This window comes from Alteromonas sp. CH_MED4-4, assembly GCF_037029575.1.
GTDB lineage: Bacteria > Pseudomonadota > Gammaproteobacteria > Enterobacterales > Alteromonadaceae > Alteromonas > Alteromonas macleodii.
Window position 1 is genome coordinate 1 of record NZ_JAYMEU010000022.1, and the last position, 24,721, is coordinate 24,721.

The 24,721-nt window shown below is 44.9% G+C and carries 16 protein-coding genes and 2 tRNA genes; 4 read left to right on the plus strand and 14 right to left on the minus strand.

The genetic code is table 11. From position 1 onward, the window contains the following. Positions 1 to 110: 110 nt before the first annotated feature. The 7 genes from WA381_RS14685 to dnaQ form a co-directional block, all read right to left on the minus strand. Complete coding sequence (locus WA381_RS14685) at positions 111 to 1,337, minus strand: lipoprotein-releasing ABC transporter permease subunit (RefSeq protein WP_156086292.1); 1,227 nt, start codon at positions 1,335 to 1,337, stop codon at positions 111 to 113. Then, a complete protein-coding gene (gene lolD, locus WA381_RS14690) occupies positions 1,324 to 2,034 on the minus strand; it encodes a lipoprotein-releasing ABC transporter ATP-binding protein LolD (protein WP_156086291.1) in 711 nt (236 codons plus the stop codon). The genes WA381_RS14685 and lolD overlap by 14 nt, the downstream gene beginning before the upstream one ends. Before the next feature lie 101 nt (positions 2,035 to 2,135). Continuing rightward, a complete protein-coding gene (locus WA381_RS14695; RefSeq protein ID WP_156086290.1) occupies positions 2,136 to 3,689 on the minus strand; it encodes an EAL domain-containing protein in 1,554 nt (517 codons plus the stop codon). A 317-nt stretch (positions 3,690 to 4,006) separates the two neighbouring features. Then, a tRNA-Asp gene (locus tag WA381_RS14700) sits at positions 4,007 to 4,083 on the minus strand. 30 nt (positions 4,084 to 4,113) lie between these two features. After that, a tRNA-Asp gene (locus tag WA381_RS14705) sits at positions 4,114 to 4,190 on the minus strand. A gap of 215 nt (positions 4,191 to 4,405) precedes the next feature. Next, positions 4,406 to 5,896 (minus strand): TIGR03503 family protein, encoded by a 1,491-nt coding sequence (locus WA381_RS14710; RefSeq protein ID WP_156086289.1) that lies wholly within the window; start codon positions 5,894 to 5,896, stop codon positions 4,406 to 4,408. A gap of 54 nt (positions 5,897 to 5,950) precedes the next feature. Beyond that, positions 5,951 to 6,670: a DNA polymerase III subunit epsilon gene (gene dnaQ, locus WA381_RS14715; protein WP_156086288.1), complete on the minus strand. Its 720-nt coding sequence runs from the start codon at positions 6,668 to 6,670 to the stop codon at positions 5,951 to 5,953. 111 nt (positions 6,671 to 6,781) lie between these two features. Here dnaQ and rnhA point away from each other — a divergent pair, with 111 nt between their 5' ends. After that, complete coding sequence (gene rnhA / locus WA381_RS14720) at positions 6,782 to 7,252, plus strand: ribonuclease HI (RefSeq protein WP_156086287.1); 471 nt, start codon at positions 6,782 to 6,784, stop codon at positions 7,250 to 7,252. A 22-nt stretch (positions 7,253 to 7,274) separates the two neighbouring features. On the opposite strand, the gene WA381_RS14725 is transcribed toward rnhA, so the two are convergent. Continuing rightward, positions 7,275 to 8,252 (minus strand): NAD(P)H-quinone oxidoreductase, encoded by a 978-nt coding sequence (locus WA381_RS14725; protein ID WP_156086286.1) that lies wholly within the window; start codon positions 8,250 to 8,252, stop codon positions 7,275 to 7,277. Between the two features lie 256 nt (positions 8,253 to 8,508). On the opposite strand from WA381_RS14725, the gene WA381_RS14730 reads away from it, so the two are divergent. Next, entirely contained in the window at positions 8,509 to 9,702 is a 1,194-nt protein-coding gene (locus WA381_RS14730; RefSeq protein WP_014949179.1) for a class I SAM-dependent rRNA methyltransferase, read from the plus strand. 100 nt (positions 9,703 to 9,802) lie between these two features. On the opposite strand, the gene WA381_RS14735 is transcribed toward WA381_RS14730, so the two are convergent. The 6 genes from WA381_RS14735 to WA381_RS14760 all read right to left on the minus strand — a co-directional run bounded on the left by WA381_RS14735 (position 9,803) and on the right by WA381_RS14760 (position 19,009). Continuing rightward, complete coding sequence (locus tag WA381_RS14735; RefSeq protein ID WP_156086285.1) at positions 9,803 to 10,060, minus strand: DUF2061 domain-containing protein; 258 nt, start codon at positions 10,058 to 10,060, stop codon at positions 9,803 to 9,805. Between the two features lie 284 nt (positions 10,061 to 10,344). Next, the gene (locus tag WA381_RS14740) at positions 10,345 to 10,647 is read right to left on the minus strand and encodes a PilZ domain-containing protein (RefSeq protein WP_014949177.1); all 303 of its coding nucleotides are present in this window, start codon (positions 10,645 to 10,647) and stop codon (positions 10,345 to 10,347) included. Positions 10,648 to 10,904: 257 nt separating this feature from the next. Further along, positions 10,905 to 14,900 (minus strand): ATP-dependent RNA helicase HrpA, encoded by a 3,996-nt coding sequence (gene hrpA, locus WA381_RS14745; RefSeq protein ID WP_156086284.1) that lies wholly within the window; start codon positions 14,898 to 14,900, stop codon positions 10,905 to 10,907. Positions 14,901 to 15,014: 114 nt separating this feature from the next. Next, complete coding sequence (locus WA381_RS14750; protein WP_197044404.1) at positions 15,015 to 16,346, minus strand: Na+/H+ antiporter NhaC family protein; 1,332 nt, start codon at positions 16,344 to 16,346, stop codon at positions 15,015 to 15,017. Between the two features lie 391 nt (positions 16,347 to 16,737). Next, entirely contained in the window at positions 16,738 to 18,009 is a 1,272-nt protein-coding gene (locus WA381_RS14755) for a helix-turn-helix domain-containing protein (RefSeq protein WP_156086283.1), read from the minus strand. Positions 18,010 to 18,097: 88 nt separating this feature from the next. Beyond that, positions 18,098 to 19,009, minus strand: a complete 912-nt coding sequence (locus tag WA381_RS14760; protein ID WP_156086282.1) for a diguanylate cyclase domain-containing protein — start codon at positions 19,007 to 19,009, stop codon at positions 18,098 to 18,100. 374 nt (positions 19,010 to 19,383) lie between these two features. On the opposite strand from WA381_RS14760, the gene WA381_RS14765 reads away from it, so the two are divergent. Further along, the gene (locus WA381_RS14765) at positions 19,384 to 22,089 is read left to right on the plus strand and encodes a TonB-dependent receptor (protein WP_156086281.1); all 2,706 of its coding nucleotides are present in this window, start codon (positions 19,384 to 19,386) and stop codon (positions 22,087 to 22,089) included. Positions 22,090 to 22,233: 144 nt separating this feature from the next. After that, positions 22,234 to 24,564 (plus strand): phytase, encoded by a 2,331-nt coding sequence (locus WA381_RS14770; protein WP_156086280.1) that lies wholly within the window; start codon positions 22,234 to 22,236, stop codon positions 24,562 to 24,564. Positions 24,565 to 24,721: the final 157 nt, after the last annotated feature.

Below are 24,721 nucleotides of genomic sequence, written 5' to 3' on the forward strand. Positions count from 1 at the left end.
GTAGAACCACTATACCTGCGGTAACACGCCGCGATTACGAACATTTTAACTCTCGCTGAGTGGGTAATGATCTATGCTGACTGGTATTACTTACCCTGTTGAGCTTAAAGTTAGTGAAGCGCTGATGAAGGTGATACTTTGGCTGCCTTTTGCGCCGGATAAATAGTAGCGCCCACACTCAAGAACATAGCAACAACCACGGTTACTACGACGTCTTGCCAATGTAGATCAGATGGTAGGAAATCGATGAAATATATATCGCCTGAAAGAATTTCTATGCCTATCGCCACCTCAATAAAGCGAACAATCTCAGAGAGGTTAGGTGCTACCAGTAGCGCTAAAACCACACCTACAGTAATGCCCATAACCCCATTGATAACGCCCTGCAACACAAAGGTATTGCGAATTAAACGATCCGTCGCTCCCATGGTTTTTAATATTGCGATGGCAGCCTGTTTGTCTCTAACCGCCATAACCAGTGACGACACAATGTTAAAACAAGCAACGGCAATGACCAGCGTCAAGGCGATATACACCACAGCTCTAACTAGCTGAATATCGTTATATAAGTGGCCTTGGGTACGTGTCCAGTCAGACATGTAAACACCCTGAGGGTAGCTGTAACCTATATCTCGCATCGTGTCGTAAGATGAAAATGGGTCGATAAGTGTAAACTGAATTCCTTGTGACTTAGATGAAATACCAATAGCTTCAGACGCTGTTTCCAAGTGCATTAAACCTAGCTGGTTATCGAGTTCACCGCCAACAGATAGCACTCCAGAAATAGAAAGCGTAATTGTACGTGGGGCTTTGAAGGTTAGATCCTGTGTTGTTTGGGGAATGAGTATTTGAACAATGTCACCAATATTAAGGTCCATGGAAGCGAAAATACCCTTTCCTACGATGAGACCATTTTCTTGCATCGAAAAACGTTGCCAATCGTCACTTGTGACTCTTTCAGCATATTTGTCGCTAACACTGTTAACCGGAATTCCAGTAACACTAATCGCCTTCAACTCCCCCTTTGACTGCAACATTCCGGTTATCCCTGTGTATGGCGTGACAGAGGCAATACGGCTATCTTGAGACAAACGATAGAGCTGCGCGTCTAAATTTTCTATCCCGCTTTCGCTCTTGCTATATAATTCACCATGAGGAACCACACTCAAAATACGACTTGTAAGCTCTTTTTCAAATCCGTTCATTACGCTCAGCAACACAATTAGTACAAAGCAACCAAGGGCAATCCCAATGGTGGATGACATCGAAATAAAAGAGATGAAACGCTGTTCTGAACGTGTTTTTCTGAAGCGTTGGGCCAATTCAAAGGCGAGCATCTTGGCTCTCCTTGAATAACGTATCGCTCGCTAATCTGCCGTCCTTTATCTTCAGTACCCTGTCCATTTTCCCCGCCAAGGTAATATCATGGGTAACGACAACAAACGCTGTCCCTTTTTTATCACTTAAGCTAGTAAGCAGTTTATAAATTTGCTCACCCGTCGAGTCATCAAGATTTCCTGTAGGTTCGTCGGCCAGTACTACTGATGGCTCGGTAACTAAAGCTCGTGCTATTGCCACACGCTGTCGTTCACCGCCTGACATGGTCGATGGTAAATGGTCGACGCGGTTAGAAAGCCCAACTTCATCTAACATTTCACGAGCCTTGCCGTGGGCCAATTTGGTCGAGAGCCCTCTAATTCTTAGCGGCATTGCTACATTTTCTAACGCTGTGAATTCACCGAGTAAATGATGAAATTGATAGATAAAGCCCATTTCGTCATTGCGAAGCTTTGCTAATGCATTTCCAGATAATTGACCGAGTGATTTTCCATTGAATTCGACTTCACCGCTAGAAGGTTTATCTAACCCTCCAAGAATATGTAAAAGGGTGCTTTTACCTGAGCCGGAGCTACCTAAAATAGCAACATGTTCGCCAGCTTTTATTGAAAGAGAGACATCGTGTAAAACGGGGGTAGCATTACTGCCATCTTGATAGGTTTTATTAATATTGCGGCAAATTAGCACGTCCTGCATGCGAGTATTCTTCTTTAATTTCCAGACGGTGAATGGTAGCGTTAAACACTACCAACACCAACTGAAAAATAACAGCGCTAAAACGTAAATATCAATCTGTATTATTGTGTGCCTTGAACGCTTTTGGCCAGCGCATCCACAGACTGTGGCTTGCCAAATAACCACCCTTGACCAAAGCCGATGGTTAATCCTTTCAGTTCATTGCATTGTTCAATGTTCTCAACCCCTTCTGCAATCAAATCAACATTAAGTCCTTCGGCAATGCTCACAATGTGAGGGATGAGCGATGAACGAATGCTGTTATCTTCCATATCCATAACAAAGCTGCGGTCAATTTTAAGGTAATCACAATTTAGCGTTTTAAGCTGGCTTAAATTTGAATAACCCACTCCAAAGTCGTCAATTGCAAATAAGAAACCTTTGCTCTTCAGCGACTTAATGTGCTTCACCGCACTATGAGTGGCGATTTGCTCATCCTCAGTAATCTCTAAAACTAACTTGAAGTTCTTTACGTTCATATCTAGTACAAAGTCTAGGTCCAAACAACCTTCGCGGGTAAAATCGAAGGGGAATAAATTAAACGATACCTTAAAGCCTTCGGGGATCTCTGGGTTTTCGTTGAGTTCTCTCATGGCGGTGGTAATCATATCAACCGTAAATTCCCAGGTCATATCCTGCTCTTTTACCTGAGGAATAAATTCGTCAGGGTAAATCGGCCCAAATTCATCCTCAAATCGACTCAATACTTCGCACCCAATGACCTTTCCCGATTCCAAGTTTACAAAAGGTTGGTACAAGCAATAGAACTTATGTTCTTTTAGCCCTTTACTGACGCGAGACTCAAGTGAACGTCGTCGTCTTAAATAGTTAAAGGTAATCATATGCGTCAACGCTGCTGTCATTAACATAGCAAACACAAACAACACCAGCTTGCCCATGTGCAAATCTAATACGCGACCGTGATCAGATTTCACTTTTAGGCAGGTATGATTGTAGCGTTCATCACACTGGATAAATTGTAAGGAAAAATAGCCAGTGCGTGCGTCCATGTCATCTTGGCTGAGGGTAGAACCGACAAGGCTAGGATTACCTGCCATATGATAAAACTGATCGCCATTGTAGAACAGCTGCCAATCTTGCGTGTAGCTGTAACCAATGACACTATCCATATCCAATACTGCGTTGTAACGTCCGCGCTGTACTATAGTACCGGTAGCTTGTTTATCGAAAAGCTGAAGAGGAGTATTTATCCAAAAAGCGTCGCCAAGCTGAGTATAAAAATCAGGCTTAACCTCTTTCATGGGCTCTTCTAGAATGCCCAAATAAGTACTGCACAATAGCTCGTTATTTTGATAAAAACCTATCTCTTTTACAAATCGAGAGCGAAACAAGGTTTTTCGCATTTCCGCTAGGTTATCCATTTCACAGGTTTGATACGGCAGCGCATTTAGGTAATCGAGCGTGATCTCAGCATCTCTAAATACCACGCGCACATTATCTAGTATTTCTGTAGCGCGACTCTCCTCTTGTTCTCGAATAAACATAAACATAACGATAGCGAGTAATAGGGTCACACCCACTACGCTTAGCAATGACACCCCAATTGCTTTTAAATTATCAGCAAGAAAGTACTGTTTTTGGTCGCTTTTATTCATAATTTCCGTGTTTTTTTAGCGTGAACGACCTAACTTTAGTACAAATTAAAAAAAAGACACTACGACTTTAGGGCATGTTACTGTTTGTTGGGTGTTTTTTTACTTTATAGAAGACTATTAATCGAAGAGGAATAATGTTTCTAATGTCACATTGTGCAATTGTGAAACGGAGCAATTTCTTGAATGGCTAACTGACAAGAGGGTAAGAATAAATAAAGTGCGATTGCGAGAACAGCAATTTTAACTGCAGAGTGAAAAAGAACTTTTTGAGTGTCCCCAGAAGGGGGAATTATCTAAGAAGAAAAGCTTATCATTAATGGCGGAGCGGACGGGACTCGAACCCGCGACCCCCGGCGTGACAGGCCGGTATTCTAACCAACTGAACTACCGCTCCGAAGACCTTTTAGTTATACCATTGAAGGAGTGGCGGAGCGGACGGGACTCGAACCCGCGACCCCCGGCGTGACAGGCCGGTATTCTAACCAACTGAACTACCGCTCCACATCTTCAATGTTATCAGTGAGTTGACTTGGCTGTTGTTGCCCTGTCCCCTGACTGCGGCGCAGATAATACGTATTCCCCTATGTGGAGTCAACGCTTTTTATTAATAAAATTGTCATCTGCGGTTTGTTTGCCTGTTAAATAGGCATTATGTCGAAATAAAATTCAAACTGAACAAATTAGCGACGCCTTAAACTGAAGCGCTGGTCTCCCTGCTATTCCTTTTCAGCTTTTTCACGCTTTTTGAATAGCCCTAACAGTTTTTTAAACCCCTTAGGTTCAGATTCCATAGTAAGGTCAGCATCGGTGGTTTCTCCGGATGGCTTTGCAGTACTATTTGCTTGCTTAGGCGCAGACGCCTTTTTTCGCATAATAATAATTACAGCAGCAGCGATTACTCCGATGAGCACTATAGACCCATTTACGGCCACCAGAATGAGGGTTAGCGTCCCATCATCCATTTCATCTTCTACCGAATTTGGCTGCATATCGTCTTGTGGCACTTCAGGTTGCGTTATTGAGGGTGCACTGCCATCAACGATAGGATCTTTTCCATTGATTAAAGGGTCTTCAACCTCAGGCTCGGCAGGTCCCTCTGCCACAAAACTATATTCAGGGACATCTAATATAAAATCGCGCCCATCCATTGTCGTGCCGTAAGCAGTGAGTTTTACCCTAAAAATTCCTTCTTCGTAGGCGACAATTAAGTGCTCTCGAGGATCCACACCGCCTTCTGTTAGCGAAAAATTCTGCATATCGGAATTAGGAAACTTCACTTTGCCATCGACTAACAGTGACTCGATGTCGACTAATTCACGGTCTACATCAATAATAATTTTATGATAGCCCTCTCCGCCTCCATCCATTTCAACATCAATAGACACGGGATTTTCATGTAAGACGATAAGTTCGCCTATTTGCTCGCGGGTGTACATTGGTGTGCTTACGCGAAAAATAGGCTTCCATTCACCAGCCGGTATTTTCAAGTTGAACTGGCCAGTAAAAACGCCATCTCCTGGTCGCTCATCCATCCCTCGCCCATCGTCTTTAAATGTCGCTATGCGCTGGTCATTTGTACCAAAGTTGCCGTAGTTAGGGTTATTGGTACTCTTAAACTCAATCTCTAAGTCGACGACATCTCTGAACTGTTTGTTTTCTATAGGCTTGCCGTTGTTGGTTAAATAGGCTGTGGATTTAAGTATTTCGCCGGCAAACAGCACATTCGGTAACGGCTCAGCATGAAGTTCAACATTAGACAAAACCATTACACGGCTTTCCGGTAATACTTGACCTACAGCTTGCCAAGGCCCAGGCACAGGATCTTTGATGGTGATCATGTCAAAGGTATCAGCGTCGTACCACTGCACCTTTTCTTCGTCGACGCGCCCTTGAAATAGCTTTGAACCATCGGGTCTAACCAGCACTACAGGAGCAGAACCGTACTCCCTAAAGAAAACCATGGTGATTTCTTTAACGTTATAGTCAACGCGAAAGCGGTTTTGTAACAGTTGAATGGAGTTGGTGTATTCATCACCAAGCTCTGTAAGAGGAGATGTATCTATTGTTGCGTTGCTTGATTGAGCATTTTGTACAGCGCTATCAGCAAGCTGCCTTGCAGCGTCGCGTTCGTCTTCTTGCGACTGAGCGCCAGCGCTTAAGTGTATAAACAATGATAAAAAAATTACCCAATAAAACCACACTCTCACGCTACGCTGCTCCTGCATTGTTTGGCTATTTTAGTTCTGTTTGATTATGTTCTGCTAAGACACCTCTTCAGGCTGAGGACGCCATAAACATTTGCCACCCGCTTTTTCGACAATATCCAAGCGGGCCTCATGCTGTGTTATTTCATCGGCGGAGGCTTTAATAACCTTTAATTTATTTGCGCTTCGGTTAATTCTACGAATTGCCGTGGAGTCTGCGTCGCTGCCCGAACTAGATGACAATTTTAGCTTAGTTTGCCCACCGGTCATCAACAGGTAAACATCTGCCAGGATTTCCGCATCCAGCAAAGCGCCGTGAAGGGTACGATGACTATTGTCTATACCATAACGCTTACACAAGGCATCGAGGTTGTTCTTTTGGCCTGGGTGCATTTGGCGAGCAAGAGTAAGTGTATCGAGAACTTCGCAAATTTGGTTAGTAATAACGCCTTTGGTAGACGCTTCCATGCCAAACTCGTGATCCATAAACCCAACGTCGAAAGGCGCGTTGTGAATGACTAACTGTGCCCCTTTGATAAAGCTCACAAACTCCTGAGCCACTTGAGAAAAGGTAGGCTTGTCGGCAAGAAATTCATTGGTTATACCGTGGACTTCAATTGCCTCTTGTTCAATGTGACGGCCAGGATTGATGTAAACGTGAAAGTGATTCCCAGTCAATCGGCGGTTAACAACTTCAACACACCCTATTTCGATAATGCGGTGGCCTTCTTTGGGGTCAATACCTGTGGTTTCAGTATCGAGAACAATTTGGCGCATGGAACCTCTACTATAATTACACTTTCATTTTTTGATAGTATATCAACCCCTTCGCAATCCGCTAAGGGAAAAGACAATATAAATTAAGCCAGTTAAATCAAAGGAAACGCTGTGGCTCAAAAGACCATTCATATATACACCGACGGCTCGTGCTTAGGCAACCCTGGACCGGGCGGGTACGGCGCTGTGTTAATTTATAAGCAACACAGAAAAGAGTTGAGCGACGGCTTTGCCCACACCACTAACAATCGCATGGAACTCTTAGCCCCTATCGAAGCACTTAATAGCCTAAACGAACCGTGCAACGTTAAATTAACTACCGACAGCCAGTACGTAAAAAACGGTATTAATCAGTGGATCCATAACTGGCGCAAGAACGGTTGGCGCACGGCAGATAAAAAACCCGTCAAGAACGCAGATTTGTGGAAGCGACTAGATGAAGCGGTAAAAAAGCATCAGGTAAACTGGCATTGGGTAAAAGGCCATTCGGGGCACCCTGAAAATGAGCGCTGTGACGACCTGGCCCGCAATGCGGCAGAAGCCAATCCAACGAAACCCGACGAAGGCTTCGTTGGCAATTAGATAAGCTTACTGCAAAGCTCATTTACCAAGAAAGAACCAACTTGCCCTGCGTATCGTTGTTTTCCAAACGCACGTGGGGTTCGCTGATATCTTCAATGCAATAGTGAGTATCGATATTTACCCTAAGCTCTTTAGTCTCAAAAGCGGGCAAGCATACGGTAGTAAAGTCACGAATTAGATCAGCTTTATAATCGTCGCTTCGATTTCTAAGTGTCGTGCCAATAATGGACGCCCTTTTACCTAACAGCATAGCCATATCGAGGTTATCAGCATATCTCCCTGCCAGCATCGCTAAGTAAACCACTTTTCCATCTTGCTTCAGTATTTTAAGGTTACGGTTGAGGTAGTCGCCACCTACCATATCAAGCACCATATCAACCCCTTCAGGCCAGACTTTTTTAAGCACATCATCAAACTGTTGCTGCTTATAATTGATAAGATGCTCTGCGCCATTGCTTTCACACAACGAAAGCTTATCTTGACTTGAAGCCGTTACCGCACTGTGTACGCCCCAATATCGACAAAGTTGCGTGGCAGCCAGCCCTACACCGCTTGCACCGCCATGAATTAACGCCCGTTCAGCCGGCTTTACATGCGCGATTGTGCGCAAACACTGAAATGCCGTAAGAAACACTTCGGCCAAACCCGCGGCTTCAAAAAACGGCATGCCTTTGGGAATGGGCATTAAATGGGCTGGATTAACGATCACTTCAGTGGCATAGCCGCCACCTGCAACCAAACCAAATACTTCGTCACCTTCTTTAAATGCAGTGACGTCACTGGCAACCTCTGACACCACGCCAGCTACCTCTAATCCAAGAATACCGCTCTCGCCTGGTGGAGGTGGGTAATTCCCCTGGCGTTGCAAGGTATCCGCACGATTCACCCCAAACGCTTTTACGTCAACTTTTACTTTCCCTGGTGCTAGCGACAGCCCTTCACATTCCTTTACAACAAGTTCGCTTGGGCCGCATCCTTTTTCAAAATCGACATATCGCATAATTTACATCCAATCCTAGTCTTAAATTTTAATCGTAATTTGGCTACGTACTTTTATATCAAACAGTTTGGGTTTGTTTTGTGTTTATACCAGTCCGGATAGAGCATTTTAACTCTCGCTGAGTGGGTAATTATCTATGCAGATTGGTATTATTAACACAGAACTTATGAAATTGCGTATAATCGCGACCATTCTCATAAGCGAGTAAAATCGCTTAACTCTGTTTCACATTTATTAAATTAGTACGAGAGCCTTCATGTCAGCACAGGTCATATTACAGCCATCCAGAGACAAATCACTTCGCCGCAAACACCCTTGGGTATTCGAAAGCGCTGTGGCTGAACTAAAGGGCCGCGCGCGAGTTGGCGATACGGTAGACGTATTTGACTCTGAAGGCGACTGGTTAGGGCGAGGCGCTTACTCTCCAAATTCAAAAATTCGCGTTCGTATGTGGACATTTAAAAAAGACGAAAGCATTGATAACGGATTTTTCCTACGCCGTTTAGAAACTGCACTAGCCCTTCGCAAACGCTTGTTTGACCCAAACAAAACCAACGCGTTTCGCTGGATAGCGTCTGAAAGTGATGGCCTTCCAGGGATCACTATAGACCTATACGACAACGTTGCAGTACTTCAGCTTTTGAGCGCGGGCGGCGAAAAACACAGAGATAAGATAGTGTGGGCAATTACTAAGCTAATGCCTAATGTACACATATACGAGCGAAGCGACGTGGATGTGCGCAAGAAAGAAGGCTTAGAGCCTGTAACTGGTGTACTGCATGGTGAACCACCTATGCAAGTTACAGTAAAAGAAAACGGCATCAACATAGTGGTTGATATCGAGAACGGCCATAAAACCGGTTTTTACCTTGATCAGCGAGACAGTCGCGCGGCGGCTGCGCACTACGCGAAAGATGCCGACGTACTCAACTGTTTTAGCTACACAGGTACGTTTTCTTGCTACGCACTTGCTGGCGGTGCTAAGTCAGTTACAAACGTTGATGTATCTCAGCCTGCTCTTGATTTGGCTAAGCACCATGTAGCCATCAATGGTTTAGACGAAAACAAAGCCAATTACGTAAACCAAGACGTGTTTAAGGCACTCAGGGAGTATCACGAGCAGGGCAAACAGTTTGATATGGTGATACTCGACCCGCCAAAGTTTGTCGACAGCAAGGCAACATTAAACCGTGCTGCCCGCGGCTATAAAGACATTAATATGTACGGCATACATGCTGTTAAATCTGGTGGGCTGCTGCTTACATTTAGCTGCTCTGGCCTTATGCCGGCAGATTTATTCCAGAAAGTTGTGGCAGACGCTGCACTTGATGCAGGTCGTACTATCAAAATTATCGCAAGGCTTAATCAAGCCTCAGATCATCCTATCATTGGCAGCTATCCAGAAGGCTATTACTTGAAAGGTCTAGTGTGTGAAGTCACCGACGACTAGCTATTAAAAAAGCGCCCTTGTTGATGTATAGGGCGCTTAACGAAATCAATTGAGCTAACATTACGTTGTGCGAAAAGCTTACGAAGGTAAATCCATTCCCCTAAGATGCAAAGGTTATCTCATTGTTAAAAAAGCGACTTGATAACTGTTGTGAACTGTCATCTGATTGTTCCTTAACAACACCCTCTTTTTCTTCAACTTTCTTCCACACCATCTCGTGAAAATAAAACGCCACGGTATTAATGGCTGGCTCAACCAACGCTACGGCACCGCCTACTACCACACTTCCTGTCAGTAAGTAGGCAACCGTAAAGACCACTGAAAAGTGCATCACTGCAAAGGTCATCGTCTTTTTCATAGTCATCGCTCTCTCAAAGTATTAAATCAGTTTGCTTTCGCATTAATGAGAATTATTAGCAATTAAGACTGAGAATTAAAATAGAAAAAACTGAACGGCCTATTCGGTTTAGTATATGAAAGCTGAAAGACTGTTTTCAAACCACAACGGGCTGGTCAACATAGGAGTGTAAAGAAAGAAGCAACACCGCGAGGACGTCATTGCTGTAGACCCTGACGCTTTGTGTTTTTTAGTTAGACACGAAAAGGCGAAGCTTTTACCCCGCCCTAAAACGTTAGATTAGACTATTTCATCTGAGAAATTTCGACGCCTATAATGCAGCTTGACTCGGATTCAGGTTCACAGCGCACAACAGTCGCTAATGCTGCCAAAGATGGGATTTGCGAACTAGATGACTCTATTGCAACACTCACTTGTGTACCCACCTCAATTGAGGGTTCATCGACTTCCAAAGACATACCTGTAGCACTGATATCTCTACACATTGCCTGCATGGTGCGGCTCGACTCATCATCAGTAATTTGCAACTGACAAGGCGAATTTACCATCATCCTGAAAAAATTTCGCTTATCGTCGTATCCCAACATGTCTACTTCTCCTGATTTTTAGCGTTACGCTGACGACTACATCTGATGTTATAGGGCGATGCCGGTAACTTGTCAATCGAACTGTATAATATTTATTCAACAATTATTAAAAGTGTACTTTGGTCTAATTTCGACTACCTTCCCACTTAAATCAACGACTCAGCCGTTTCTGCCCGCTGTTTTGTTTGCGATAACAAATATGTGCCCTCATGCCCTAGCCTAGCTCATTGATGCTACCTTACACCTAACGCCCTTTTTTAAAAGTCAGCGAGGTGCAAAGTGATACGCTTAGCCGAAATCGGGTAAGCCGTCCCAAGCTGCTGCGCAAACAACGAAACCCGTAATTCTTCTATCATCCAGCGCACATCATTAAGAGCTTGAGGTACTTTACCTTTGGGGTATTTGCTGCACGCCTTTTCCCATTCTTTAATCGACTTTTCTACCGTGACCTGATGCATTCTGTCTTTGTTGGGATCAATGGGGAGCTTCTCTAGCCGACGAGCTAAACCTTTAATGTAACGATTCCAATCATCTAATCTGCTCTCGCCAATTTCAGAAACAAAACCAGGAAAAACTAACGATGCCAAGTGGGCTTTACAGTCACCTAGGGCGTTTATCATCGTCAGCGGTACATTACCTTTCATTTGCTTTTGGCACTGGTGCGCAAGGGTAAGCCCCTGCTCCACTTGCGTGGCAATCTCTAACACCCTGTCATTAATGTTTGCACGAGCAATCTCTAAACAGGCTTCAAAATCGGCCTTGCTGCGAATGTCGGTGTTATTGGTTTTGCAGTAATCACTGACAATGGCATCGATACCCGCAAAAATACAATCATCAATTAGCGCTTTCACTTGGCCAAATGGATTGAAATACAAACCCAGTTTGGCTTTGTTAGGTAATTTGCTTTGCAAATAATTAAGCGGCGACGGCATCGCGTTTTTAATCAAGACATTCACGCCTTGCTTGTGCAGCACTTGGGCCTTATCCGCTTCTTCAATTAACGCAATATCTACCTTATCACCCTTTTGCACCAGAGCCGGGAACGCCTGAACTTCAAACCCGCCAACTTTCTGCACGAAGGTTTCCGGCAAACTTTCGAAATCCCATTGTTCGATGTTATTTCGCTCTAACTCGGGTGTTGCGGCTTTCTCAAAGGTTTGTTTCACCTGCCCTGCACACTGCTGTTTAAGCGCGTGAAGGTCGTCACCTTTAGCAATGTCATCACCGTTGTCGTTAACTACCGCGAAGTGCATTTTTAAATGCTTATCAAGCTGTTCTAAATTCCACTCTTCGCTTTCAATAATAACGCCCGTCATTTTGCGTAACTTATCGGTTACAGCTTCAAGCAGCGGCACTGGACGGTTGTTTTTATCCGTTTCACTGATATCTGCAAGGCATGCTTCAGCAAAGTTTGGCGCAGGCACAAAGTTACGACGCAAGCGTTTTGGCAAGGTTTTAATTAACCCCACAATAAGGTCGTGCCTTAGTCCCGGCACCAGCCAATCAAAACCTACGTTATCAACTTGATTAAGCACAGGCAGCGGGATGACAACAGTTACGCCATCGTCTTCAGCGTTAGGTTCGAAGTTATAGCGAAGCGGCAGCGTAATATTGCCTTGGCGCCATACATCAGGAAATGCGATTGCTACCGATTGCCCAGGCTGCTGACGATATACGTCTTCTTCTTTAAACGTTAAACTGTCGTTGCTTCCGTGTTGCTTAAACCATTTCTTAAACGCCGCATCATTATTGGCTTCAACCGGAATGCGCTTCGCGTAAAAGCTTACCAGTTCTTCATCATCGACTATCAAATCGCGACGACGGGTCTTTTGTTCAAACTCGTCAGCCTGCTCAAGCAGCGCCTGATTTTCCTGTAAGAAACTGTAATTGAGCTTAGTATTGCCCTCGACTAACGCTTCGCGGATAAATAGCTCGTGGCAAATTGGCGGGTCGATGAGGCTATAAACCTTCGCACGCTTCATTACTATGGGTAGCCCGAACAAGGTTACTTTTTCAAAGGCAATCACCGCACCGCGCTTTTTAGACCAATGTGGCTCTGAATAGCTTCTTTGCACAACATGCTCGGCCAAAGGCTCTACCCATGCTGGGTCAATTTTTGCCACAATACGAGCAAATAGCTTAGAGGTTTCTACAAGCTCAGCTGCCATTACCCATTTGGGCTGAGACTTTGATAGCCCTGAACCAGGGAAAATAAGAAAGCGCGAATTACGCGAACCCATATACTCGCGCTCTTTATCTTTAAAGCCCATGTGAGACAGCAAGCCGCTGGCGATGGCTTGGTGAATAGCCTGATAGTCGGCTTCTTGCTTTGAAATGCCAAAGCCCAGCTCAGCGATAGACTTTTTAAGTTGGCTAACAATGTCCTGCCACTCACGCATACGTAAATAGTTGATGAAATTTTGCTTACACCATTTGCGCAATTGGTTTTGACTCAGTGCGTTTTGCTGCTCTCTAAACGCCACCCACAAGTTGTAAAGACTGATAAAGTCAGAGTCTTTATCGTGATATTCACTGTGCTTCTCGTCTGCTTGCTGCCGTTTTTCCTGTGGGCGCTCGCGCGGATCCTGAATTGAAAGCCCCGCTGCAATCACCATTACTTCGCTAAGCGCATTAGTACGCTCGGCTTCAATCACCATACGCGCATAGCGAGGGTCGATAGGCAAACGTGCTACTTGACGACCTAATGGAGTAAGCTGCATCTTGCCGCTTTGCTTGGTTTTTCGGTTATCTTTGCCTTTCGCGATAGCTTGAATTTCTTCAAGTAAACGGAAACCGTCGTTGATATTGCGGTTATCAGGCGGCTGAACAAATGGAAAAGCAGCGATATCGCCTAACCCTAAAGCAAGCATTTGCAAAATAACCGACGCTAAGTTGGTTCGCAGGATCTCTGGGTCAGTAAATTCTGGGCGGCCTAGATAGTCATCTTCACTGTAAAGGCGAATACAAATACCGTCAGACACACGGCCGCATCGCCCTGCTCGCTGATTCGCTGACGCTTGAGAGATGGGCTCAATAGGTAAACGCTGCACTTTACTTCTGGCGCTGTAGCGTGAAATACGGGCGAAGCCCGGGTCAATGACGTATTTAATGCCGGGGACCGTAAGCGAGGTCTCTGCCACGTTGGTGGCAAGTACAATGCGTCTGCCGCTGTGAGACTGAAATATGCGGTTTTGCTCTGCCGCCGACAACCTCGCATACAGCGGAACAATTTCAGTGTTGCGATAATGCTGTTTGCTCAAGGCATCTTGCGTGTCGCGTATCTCGCGTTCACCACTTAGAAATACCAGAATGTCGCCCGGCGCTTCACGCATTAGCTCGTCGACAGCATTTATAATGGCGTCGCTTTGATCAATATCGTCATCATTGTCTTCTGGCGCGTGGTAGCGAATTTCTACCGGATAGGTACGTCCGCTCACTTCGATAATAGGCGCATTATTAAAATGCTTAGAGAATCGCTCTGGGTCGATAGTAGCTGATGTTATGATGAGTTTTAAATCAGGGCGCTTATCTAAAAGCTGACGCAAATAGCCTAACAAAAAGTCGATATTAAGGCTTCGCTCGTGGGCTTCATCGATGATGATAGTATCGTATTGATTTAAAAAGCGGTCTTGCTGCATTTCAGCTAGCAGCATACCGTCGGTCATAAGCTTAACGTAGCTTCGCTCGCTTACCTGATCGCTAAAGCGAATTTTAAAACCCACCTTTTCGCCAAGCGGCGTGTTGAGCTCTTCGGCTATACGGGTGGCTACACTTCGCGCCGCTAATCGTCTTGGCTGGGTGTGGGCTATCATGCCATTTACACCGCGACCTAACTCTAAGCATATCTTAGGTAGCTGCGTAGTTTTACCCGACCCAGTCTCACCCGCAACGATAACCACTTGGTTATTCGCAATCGCTTCTTTAATGTCTTCTTTTTTATCGCTAACCGGCAGCGGTGGGTATTCAACTTTGGGTAGGTTGTTCTTACGCCAATTACGCTTTTCTACCGATGCATCGATGTCGCCTTCAAGTTTTTCAAACTGCGCTTTTAAGCTTTCTTCGCTAACCGCGCTGTTACGTTTTGAAACTTTGGGATTAGCAGCTTTTTTCTCCGCGCCTTTTCCTTCAACACCAGATTTATCATTCACTTTTTGTGCAAGCTGTGTAATGCGGCGCTTCAAGCGAAATTTATCTGCGCTCAAACAATCATCTAGTTTGTTGTAAAGAGGTTTTATTGCAAGTGTTGAAGACAAAGTGACATCCTAAAGCGTGTTTCTAATCATCAATAAAATTCGGGCGGTGATCCTAGAAGATACCGCCCTAAAAAGCCAGCGTGTTAAGCGTTACGAGAATTTAAGCGCTTTGGGTTAATTCATCGTCTTGGGGCGTTTTAAAACGGGAAAACCGAACCAAATGGCCGCCACACCAAACACGAAAATCAGCATGGGATACCAGCAGTACGGTGTAATAGCTAACGGTGAAATACCTACTACGGCCGCGGCACTTAAAAGCTGTGCCCCGTAAGGGACTAAACCTTGGAAACTGCACGAAAAGATATCCAAAAGTGATGCGGTACGACGAGGGTCAACACCGTATTTTTCATTTAAGTCTTTAGCAATTGGACCAGCGGTAACAATCGCAATAGTGTTGTTCGCCGTTGTAACGTCTAAAAAGCTAACTAGGCCAGCAATACTGAACTCAGCGCCTTTCTTTGACGTGACTTTACGGGTTAAGCGCTCGATTAACCAGGTTATACCGCCGTTAGCGTGCATAAGCGCCACAATACCGCCTATGGTTATGGCAATCATAGCCAAGTCTTGCATCCAGCCCATCCCTTTTTGGATGCTCTGCATCATTGAAAGTGGCGTAAAGCTTCCTTGTAGCAAGCCTACTACGCAGGCACTGGCAATACCCACTGCAAGTACGCTAATGACGTTAAACCCTGTTAGCGCAAAAGCGATAATGCACAAGTAAGGCACTATGCGCCAAAAATCGTAGCTGCCGCCTTCAACAATACCAGAAGTATCAACATCTACCATAAGCAGCAACGCCATGGTGACAATGCACGCCGGCACAGCAACCATTAAGTTTGCCTTGAACTTGTCTTTTAGCTGAACGCCTTGGGTACGGGTTGCGGCAATGGTGGTGTCTGAAACAAACGAGAGGTTATCACCGAACATTGCGCCCCCCACCACAATACCAAGCGCCATTTCCACCGGCAGCCCTAAACTTGTGGCAAGACCTGCACCTATGGGCGAGAGCGCGGTAATGGTGCCCATGGACGTGCCCATTGAAAATGATATGAAACAGCAAATCAAAAACAGACCTGGCAATATAAGTGCAGAAGGCACAAATTGAAGTGCCATATTCACCGTGGCATCCCGAGCGCCAATATCTATAGTCACCGCATAAAACGCACCGGCTAACAGGAAAATAAGCACCAAAAGAATAATGTTTTTATCGCCACCGCCTTTGCAAAAGGTTTGTACTTTTTCAGAGAAGCTGACCTTTTTCCCTTTCGGGTTTAAACATAGCCCATAGCCAGCGCTGATAAAAAACGCAACCAAAATAGGCATCGCAGTGATGTCGTTTGTAGTAATGCCGGTTACCACAACAAGGATCACAAAAAGCAAAATAGGCGTTAAACCTAGCGGGTTAGGTGCAATAGAATTTGGTGCAATGTCTTTATTTTCGTGCACAGAAAACTCTCTTTTTGGGTTTTATTGCCTGCTAGCAACAGTTTAAAGGCTACGCGGAAAAGCCACCTGCCGGTTGCGAATGCGTAAGAAAAAGCTTCAACGAAACCATATTTTGACGGTCTTGAACGGTGAAAAGCTAAAGCTGCAAAGGATAAAAGGTTTTTAAAGCATTGAAAAGAAATTTACTTTCCAATAATTAACTCATCTGCACTGTGCCAGACGCTACGATGAGATTTCGAGTTATTACACGAGTGAAGCTACAACCATTAAGCCGTAGAACGCGACTGCCGCCTAGCTATTTTTCATAGCTGTGTTGCATAAATGTTTGGCATAATTGTGTGGCATAGCTCTGTTACGTAGAAATTTGGACAGGCGCTATCAGTCATTCACGTTAAATTCTAAGCTCGCTAGGGGTTTTACCTGTAAGCCGTTTTACCGTTCGTCGAAAGTTAGGTAAATCGTTAATGCCCATTGCATTGGCCGCCGTCTCGTTACTCACTTTGTGCACCGAAAGAAGTAAAAGTGCATGATTGCGCTGTACTTCCTCGCAGAGCGCGCGATAGCTAGTGCCGTACTCTTTTAGTTTCCGCTTTAGCGTAGCCACACTGACGTTTAAGGTTTCCGCTAGTTCAGGTAATCCGATATTTGCTGCCTGTGTGTTGGAGGATGCATAAACATAACGCCTCACAAAATCAGGCAAAGACAAGCGGTTTTGCAATTCAATAGAAGCCCCTTCTTTTGTTTGCGTTGCGCTGTTACTAACGACACCTTCCAGAGAAACATGTGATTCAGCAGAACAATCCGACTGAGCTGTTAGCTTCAAAGGTTGGCGTAATACGTCTTTCTCAATGCAAATACTGTTAAAAGCGCGATTAAACGATAACTTAAGCCCAAGGTGGGTTTCGTAATCAGCAATATTTCTTGGTCGACTCTCGGTAAAAGAGAAAGATAAACGAATTCGCTTATTCGCTATACTTTTCATAAGTGCAACAACGCTTGCGAATGCCATTTCAATGGAGAACTGAAGCTGTTTGCTGCTTATCCCTGTAAACTGAGGCACTAACATTATTTGGTCTGCGTTTTCAAAACGCTGAAACTGACAGAGCGGTAGGCTACACCACCGGTATGTTTGGCGTTGAGTCAGCTGTAAAAGTAGCTGCTCTACATTTTCACATGCTTTGAGCGCATCAAGTGGACTAGATAGCCACTGCGAGGCGAAAGCTCCCCCCAGCAAAAAACTAACGTCGCCGCCTCTCGCCTGGCTTTGAACATTCACTAACAGGGATGAGTATTGCTTTGTGCTTAGTAGTGATTGGTGTTGCAACGCATCTTCAAAAATACCTGTACCGCGCAAGAGCTTATTTTTATTCGCGCCACGAGAGAGCGCAACATTAAGTGCTGCCCTCACTAACCAATACCCAACTATAACTTTATCTTGGCTAGACATCACTACATGAGCACTACCAGCACTATCGATGACATCCATGTTAAGCATATCAGCATCGCTTTTTACAGAGACACCCATGCCAAGCGCTTTAGCATCATCTTTTAGAGAGACACCCACTCCAGAAAGACGAGTTGAATGACAGTACTCAGCACCTGCAATTGCAGCTTCGTCCTCAGAGTCTCGTAGTGCGTTTAGTCTTGGTAACATTAAATCCATAAGTTACTCGCTGCAGGCATCTTCATTCATCTTCACCGGTTACCCCTACCAATTACTTTCGCCAAATACACTGACCAAACCGGCCTAATTACGCTGCGCTACCATGGGCACGCTCAAGTTCTAAGAGCATGGTGTTAAGCACTGTCGCAAGGCGTTGATTAGGTAACAAAGTCACTTGAGTACTGCGAGCGGTAGTGTAAATGGCGTTTGCATTGAGGCTATGCCTAAAAGCAAGATGCTGAATACTTACTTTGATATCACTGAGAATAACGTCAGCCTGCATGGGCGAGACGTCTGGCATCAAAATAGCAAACCTATCACCGGCATAACGGCACGCTAAATCTTGCTGACGCAAATTCATGATAACCAATTGCGCAATATCGTGCAGATACCTATCGCCTTCTGTATACCCATGTTTTTGGTTGAACAAAGAGAAGTTATTGATATCGATAATGGCGATGACAGCTGACTTGCCAGACTGCTGTAATTTATTAATTTGTGTTTTCCAATACTCTGCGCGGTAAAGCTGAGTGATGGGATCGATAGCATCGTGATCGCGAAAGTCCCATTCTCTGCGTCGTAATTGCAAATTTAACGCGCGCTGCTCTAGATGCCACTGATACAGTGCCGCGGTCATTATTACCATACCCACAGCCGCAGGATAAGACTCAATCATGCTTAGCCAATAAGCCTCTTCGGGATAATGAAAAAACTCATCCAAGAAATCTAAACTGACTGAAAATAGAAAGAAGCCGAGTCCTACCGTGAGAAGGCTCGTTACTTTGCCGGGAGGACGGCTGGCAAGCGCAGCTAGCATCCACGCCAAAGTTAAAAAAGCAATGCTTCCCTCCCCCACAATATCGAGGCCTGATATCACGGTGCTTTCTTTTGCATTGCCAAAAATAAAAGCTAAACAAACCGCTAACGCCACTACGCAAAATGTAAATGCTAGCCAAAGCTTGTGATGCCTAAATTGTGTTGAATTTGTAAAGGTAAACATAGTGCTCTCTTTGGAAATCTCTTGAATTGGATACATCACGCGTTAGTCCGGCCACCGCCAGCGTTTATAACAAAACGAGAGTCTTGCCCAAATCTGATGAAACTGTCGAGGGTCAGTTTGGCTCAGCAATGTGACATCTTGATGGCAGCGAACTTTAGGAGCATAAAAAAAGACACACAAACCAAACAAAATCAGTAATTTAAGCAAGGGTCAATTTAGCTCAGCCAATTGCAAATAGGCGACAATTACCGATTGTGTACCGCTTGTTCCATCAAATCGTCATATAACTGTCATGCAGGATTCTTAGGGTACTCATTCACTTACTTAGCACTTATTCAAAACGCCTTTTTACTGCTTAATTAATTGGAAAATAAATGAAAATTAAAACCGCGTACTCTTCTCTAACACTTGCCTGCATAGCGGCAATGGGCCTTAGCGTCGCTATACCTGCTTCAGCTGCTGATGGCGTAATTATCGGTTCAGTAAAAGACGCCGCACAGACGCGCAGCTATACCGGTGCTCAAATTAAGCTTAAAGAATTAGGACTAGTTACTGAAGCAGGCACAGACGGTACATTTCGGTTTCCCTCTATTCCAGAGGGTACTTACACGCTAGAAATTTCTTATCTTGGTGAGGAAACGGTTACGCAAGCGATAAAAGTGACAGACAACGGCATTGCGCGCGCAGCCGTGGAGTTTGGCAGCGGCGATACCATCGATGAGATCTTGGTACGTGGTCAACGAAGCGGTCAGGCAAGTGCCATAAACCAGCAACGAACGTCAGATCGTATTTCATCTATTGTATCCGCAGATGCTATTGGACAATTTCCAGACCAAAATGCTGCTGAGTCGTTACAGCGTTTACCTGGCTTGTCGATTGAGCGAGATCAGGGTGAAGGTCGTTTCGTCGGCATACGCGGTATCGACCCCAACTTGAATAACGTAACCATTAACGGATTGAATATTCCCTCGCCTGAATCAGGCGTACGTTCAGTAGCCCTTGACGTTATTCCCTCTGAACTCATCCAAACGTTAGAGGTGTCTAAATCGGTAACGCCCGATATGGACGGAGACGCCATTGGTGGTTCAGTCGCGGTGAAAAGCGTGAGTGCGTTTGATAAGGCTCGAGATACCGCGAGCGTTACCGTGCAAGCCAGTCAAAATGATTTGCGCGATGAAACCAGTCCAAAGCTTTCTGGTACGTTTACCAAGAAGCTTTCCCCTAAATGGGGGGTGGCTGGAGCAGTTTCCTACTTTGACCGAGATTTTGGTTCAGACAATGTTGAAAGTAACGGTGACGATGAGCTTGAGCAACGTCACTACACGATCACTCGAGAACGTTTAGGCAGTGCGTTAAATATCGATTTTCGTCCTGACTTCAACAACCAATATTTTCTTCGCACACTTTACAGTGAGTTTTCTGACGACGAATACCGTCAAGGTAATATATTCACGTTCGATGGCGAAGACTCAGAAATAGAAAGAGAAAGTAAAGACCGCTTTGAAAGCCAGAGTATTTTTACTGTGGCGTTAGGTGGTGAACACCAATTAGATACCTGGAAAGCAAACTGGCAGCTCGGTTATGCAAAGTCTGATGAAGACGAGCCAGATGCACTGTATTACGTATTCAAAACTGAAAATGACAGTATTGACGCAGACTTAAATACTATGCGTCCAACCGTGTCACAAAACGCTGATGCCATGGACTTATCAACCTATGAGGTCGATGAGATCAGCTTTGAAGATAACTACACCAGAGATACCGAAACCAGTATTAAATTCGACGCCGCCCGCCCCATCAACCTTGGTGGCTATATCGGTGAGTTAAAAATTGGCTCGAAATACCGAAGCCGAGAAAAAGACCGCGACAGCAGCATCGCTATTTTTGATGGAGACTTCGACGACTTAGACGCTTCGCAATTCGGAGCTGCCAGTCCAGATTACTCTCTTGATAACTTTGGGCCTGGGCTTAATCGTAGTGAAATGCGTAACTACTTTAACGAAAACCGCGAGAGCTTGGAATTAGACAGCCTAAATTCTGAAGTAGAGTCCCGTGGCGCGACCTATGTGAATGAAGAGGATATTTTTGCCGCTTATATCATGGGCAGCGTAGATATAAATAAACTTCATTTGGTAGCAGGTGTTCGCTATGAACGTACTGACTTTTCTACATCGGGTATGCGAGTAGAGCTTGTAGAAAACGAAGAAACCGACGTGGAAGAAGTGGTAAATACGCGATGGGAAGCAGAGCGCGACTACGATCATTGGTTACCCAGTGTAAATGCCAGATACACTGTTTCCGACAAACTTCAGCTTCGCGCTGCCTACACCCACACTATTTCAAGACCAAAGTTTGAAGATGTAGCGGCATTTCAAATCATCGAGAGCAAAACAGAAGAAGATGATGGCGTATTTGTGACTGAACGAGAGGCGGAAGTTGGCAACCCTGACCTTCAACCTTACGAAGCACAAAACGTTGATTTGTCGATTGAATACTATCCAGGTGACATCGGTGTAATTTCAGCAGGGCTATTCTACAAGAATATCGATAACTTCGTTGTGTATGCTGATGTTGCAGATACAACCGGTTGGGAAGGTTTTGAAGAAGTCATACAGCCAATTAACGGCGACTCTGCCGATTTAACCGGCTTAGAACTTTCTTGGGTGAAAGCCTTTAACAATGGCTTTATTATTTCCGCCAATGCTACTTTTACCGATTCTGAAGCGACTACCTTCTTAGATGGCGAAAAATTTGAAACCCAGTTACCAAATCAATCAGACCGTATTGGCAATATCACCATTGGGTACGAAGCGAATGACTTCAGTGTACGTCTAGCCACCACCTATAAAAGCGACAATTTCGAAGAGATTGATGGTGACATGCTCAGATTTGAAGACGACCACGTACAGGTTGATTTCATGGCGCGCTACTACATCAACGACAGCATGCAGGTGTATTTCAACGGCATCAACTTAGGTGACGAACCTTTCTACAACTATTTCGATACGCGCAACCAAAACGCGCAGTACGAAGAATACGGCCGCACGTTCGAACTTGGCTTTACTTGGCAGCTTAACTAGGCAGGTATATCGAAAGTTAATTATCGGGTTTGAAGGCCGTAGGTAATTTGGCCTTCGAACCTGCTCTTAATAATCTGTAAGCCATGTTTTAGTCGATGCGCCATGCATGGTTTGATCTCAGTAAGTTTCAGGACAATAACAACAATGACCAATCAGCGTCACACCAAAACAGTTTTTAAAACCACATTTACCACAGCGGCACTTTCGAGCGCGTTTTTAACGTTGTTCAGTTGCGCAGCCTCTCACGATACTAATACCAGCGCAGATACCAGTGCGAATATCAAGTTAGCGCACAGCGAAAGCCAGCTAGTAAAAGCAGAAAGCCAAGACATCGCATTACCGCTAACAAAGCTAAAAAAGGGTTTAGGCCTGACTCTGCACTACCAAACGCACGCCGACCATTCTAACACCCAAAGCGCTTACAAAGACGCTTACAAAGACGCTTACAAAGACACCCATACTAACAACACTAGCAAGGACGCCCGCGCCAACAACAAACATAAAGTTTACGATGACACCCACGCTATCAACATTAATGTTAACGAACATAAGGGTATTTCACTAAGTAACTCTGAAGGAAAAAAACACTTCATTGCGGGACATTACACCTTAGCACGTGCCGAAGTTGTGGAATCTAATTCAAAACAATGGGTGTCTTTAGTAGTGTTCAATAACAACACCCAGTACATAGAGGTGTATCGCATTAACGCCGCGTCTCTTGAGGTTTACCAACCGCAAACCCAGTTGACCAAAGGTTCTGAAGCCATTTGTGCTACAACATCAAGCGCTGGCGAACTGCAAATTGTTAATATCGATGCGACAGGCACATTGAATCAGTATGAATTTTACAACGGGCGCTTTTTATCGCTTAGAGACTTTGCGATAGGTCCAGGCATTAAAAGTTGCGCGATAAATGCCAACACCGAAACGCTATACCTTGCTGACGAATTTGCCGGTGTGTGGCAATTAGATACCGATATTGAAAGTGAGCTAGCAAAAACCCTTATTTTTCACGATCAAGATGTGGCCATTGAAGGTGTAGCCACCCTATCTTCAACGACGGTAGATGGCGTGGATATCGCTGCCTGGGTAAGCCCGGATGCCAGCGGGGTATGGCTCAAAGCACCATGTCTTACGCAATTTGTCTCGCTAATAAATACGGCGAACGAAAGTAACTCAGCAGCTCGCCAGTTGAAAGCAACCAACAAGTCTACTTTTATTCAGCCTGAATTTGTTCACCTGTTGTTAAGTGAAGAAGGCACACACATTTCTTTTGTTGTTGACGATGACGAATCAGGCGACATGTTTACTGCCGAGCTTCCTTCAAAACTAAGCGCAGCTATACTTAATCGACAATGCAGTACCGATTTTAAAGCTACCTCGCTAAAAGAAAATTACATGGAGAAGGCGTATACAGATAACAGCGCGTCCCAACATGCAAACCTAACTATCAAGGTTAAACCCGATGTTGAAACTGACCCAGTGGAAAATCATGGCGACTCCGCTGACGACCCTGCCATATGGGTCAACTCGCACAGCGCTTCACAAAGCCGCATAATCGGCACCGACAAAAAAGGCGCATTAAATAGCTATGACTTAGCCGGCAAGCTAGTGCAAAGCCTTCCTGTTGGCAGAGTGAATAACGTTGATGTGGGATACAAGGTATCTGTGGCAGAAACCAAAGCTCGGCAAAGCGATACGCCACTTATCGATATCGCAGTGGCATCAAACCGGTCGAATAACAGTTTGTCTGTATTTGAAATAGATAAACGCGGTCATATGACTCAGCTTGGCCACATAAGCACTACACTCAATGATATATACGGCATATGTCTGTTTGTGTCAGGCGGAATAGCTCATGTATTTGCTAACGACACCAGTGGCCGCTTCGAACGATATAGCGTGTCTATCTCCCCAGACAAAGCTGTTGATGGACATTTAACACAGTCCTTTTCACTGCCCTCACAGCCAGAAGGATGTGTTGTGGATACTAAAACGAGCACGGCATACTTAGGTGAGGAAGGTGCTGGGATTTGGGCCTTGGATATTACTTCAAACAGCAATCAACCTCAGTTCATCGCAGAGATAGAAGCCCCGGTAGAAGCTGATATAGAAGGTTTGGCACTGTTTAATGTAGATGCACAAACTTACCTAATCGCATCGAGTCAGGGTAATAACAGCTATGCTATCTATCACGTACACAATGAGAACCCTGAAGTCTTGGAACTTATGGGGCTTGTTCGAATTACGGCAGATAAAGCCACGCAAATTGACGGCGTGTCGGAAACAGATGGGCTTGATGTAACCAACGCTAACTTGGGAGGAAGGTTCACCGAAGGGCTTTGGGTAGTACAAGATGGAAGAAACGTCATGCATAGCGAGACCCAAAACTTTAAGCTAGTTGCTGGTGCCTCACTTAAAGATGCGATCAGAAAATTAGCGAGCGCCAAGCGTGAACGCCACTCAGACATGTAACGGATAATTCGAAAAGTAAATAAAAAGAAGGCGTTAAGCAAGTTAACGCCTCCTTTCTGGTATATGATAAATGCATGGCGCCGCACTAGCTTCAAGCCGTTCTAACCCAGCGCCGCATCTTCATTCATTACGCTACCTGCAGCGCTAAACCCTACCA

What these genes read in the sequence shown, in the direction of transcription:
- WA381_RS14685 (WP_156086292.1), bottom strand. Translation starts at nt 1,337, where the DNA reads ATGCTCGCCTTTGAATTGGCCCAACGCTTCAGAAAAACACGTTCAGAA.
- lolD (WP_156086291.1), bottom strand. Translation starts at nt 2,034, where the DNA reads ATGCAGGACGTGCTAATTTGCCGCAATATTAATAAAACCTATCAAGAT.
- WA381_RS14695 (WP_156086290.1), bottom strand. Translation starts at nt 3,689, where the DNA reads ATGAATAAAAGCGACCAAAAACAGTACTTTCTTGCTGATAATTTAAAA.
- dnaQ (WP_156086288.1), bottom strand. Translation starts at nt 6,670, where the DNA reads ATGCGCCAAATTGTTCTCGATACTGAAACCACAGGTATTGACCCCAAA.
- WA381_RS14725 (WP_156086286.1), bottom strand. Translation starts at nt 8,252, where the DNA reads ATGCGATATGTCGATTTTGAAAAAGGATGCGGCCCAAGCGAACTTGTT.
- WA381_RS14730 (WP_014949179.1), top strand. Translation starts at nt 8,509, where the DNA reads ATGTCAGCACAGGTCATATTACAGCCATCCAGAGACAAATCACTTCGC.
- WA381_RS14735 (WP_156086285.1), bottom strand. Translation starts at nt 10,060, where the DNA reads ATGAAAAAGACGATGACCTTTGCAGTGATGCACTTTTCAGTGGTCTTT.
- WA381_RS14740 (WP_014949177.1), bottom strand. Translation starts at nt 10,647, where the DNA reads ATGTTGGGATACGACGATAAGCGAAATTTTTTCAGGATGATGGTAAAT.
- WA381_RS14755 (WP_156086283.1), bottom strand. Translation starts at nt 18,009, where the DNA reads ATGGATTTAATGTTACCAAGACTAAACGCACTACGAGACTCTGAGGAC.
- WA381_RS14760 (WP_156086282.1), bottom strand. Translation starts at nt 19,009, where the DNA reads ATGTTTACCTTTACAAATTCAACACAATTTAGGCATCACAAGCTTTGG.
- WA381_RS14765 (WP_156086281.1), top strand. Translation starts at nt 19,384, where the DNA reads ATGAAAATTAAAACCGCGTACTCTTCTCTAACACTTGCCTGCATAGCG.
- WA381_RS14770 (WP_156086280.1), top strand. Translation starts at nt 22,234, where the DNA reads ATGACCAATCAGCGTCACACCAAAACAGTTTTTAAAACCACATTTACC.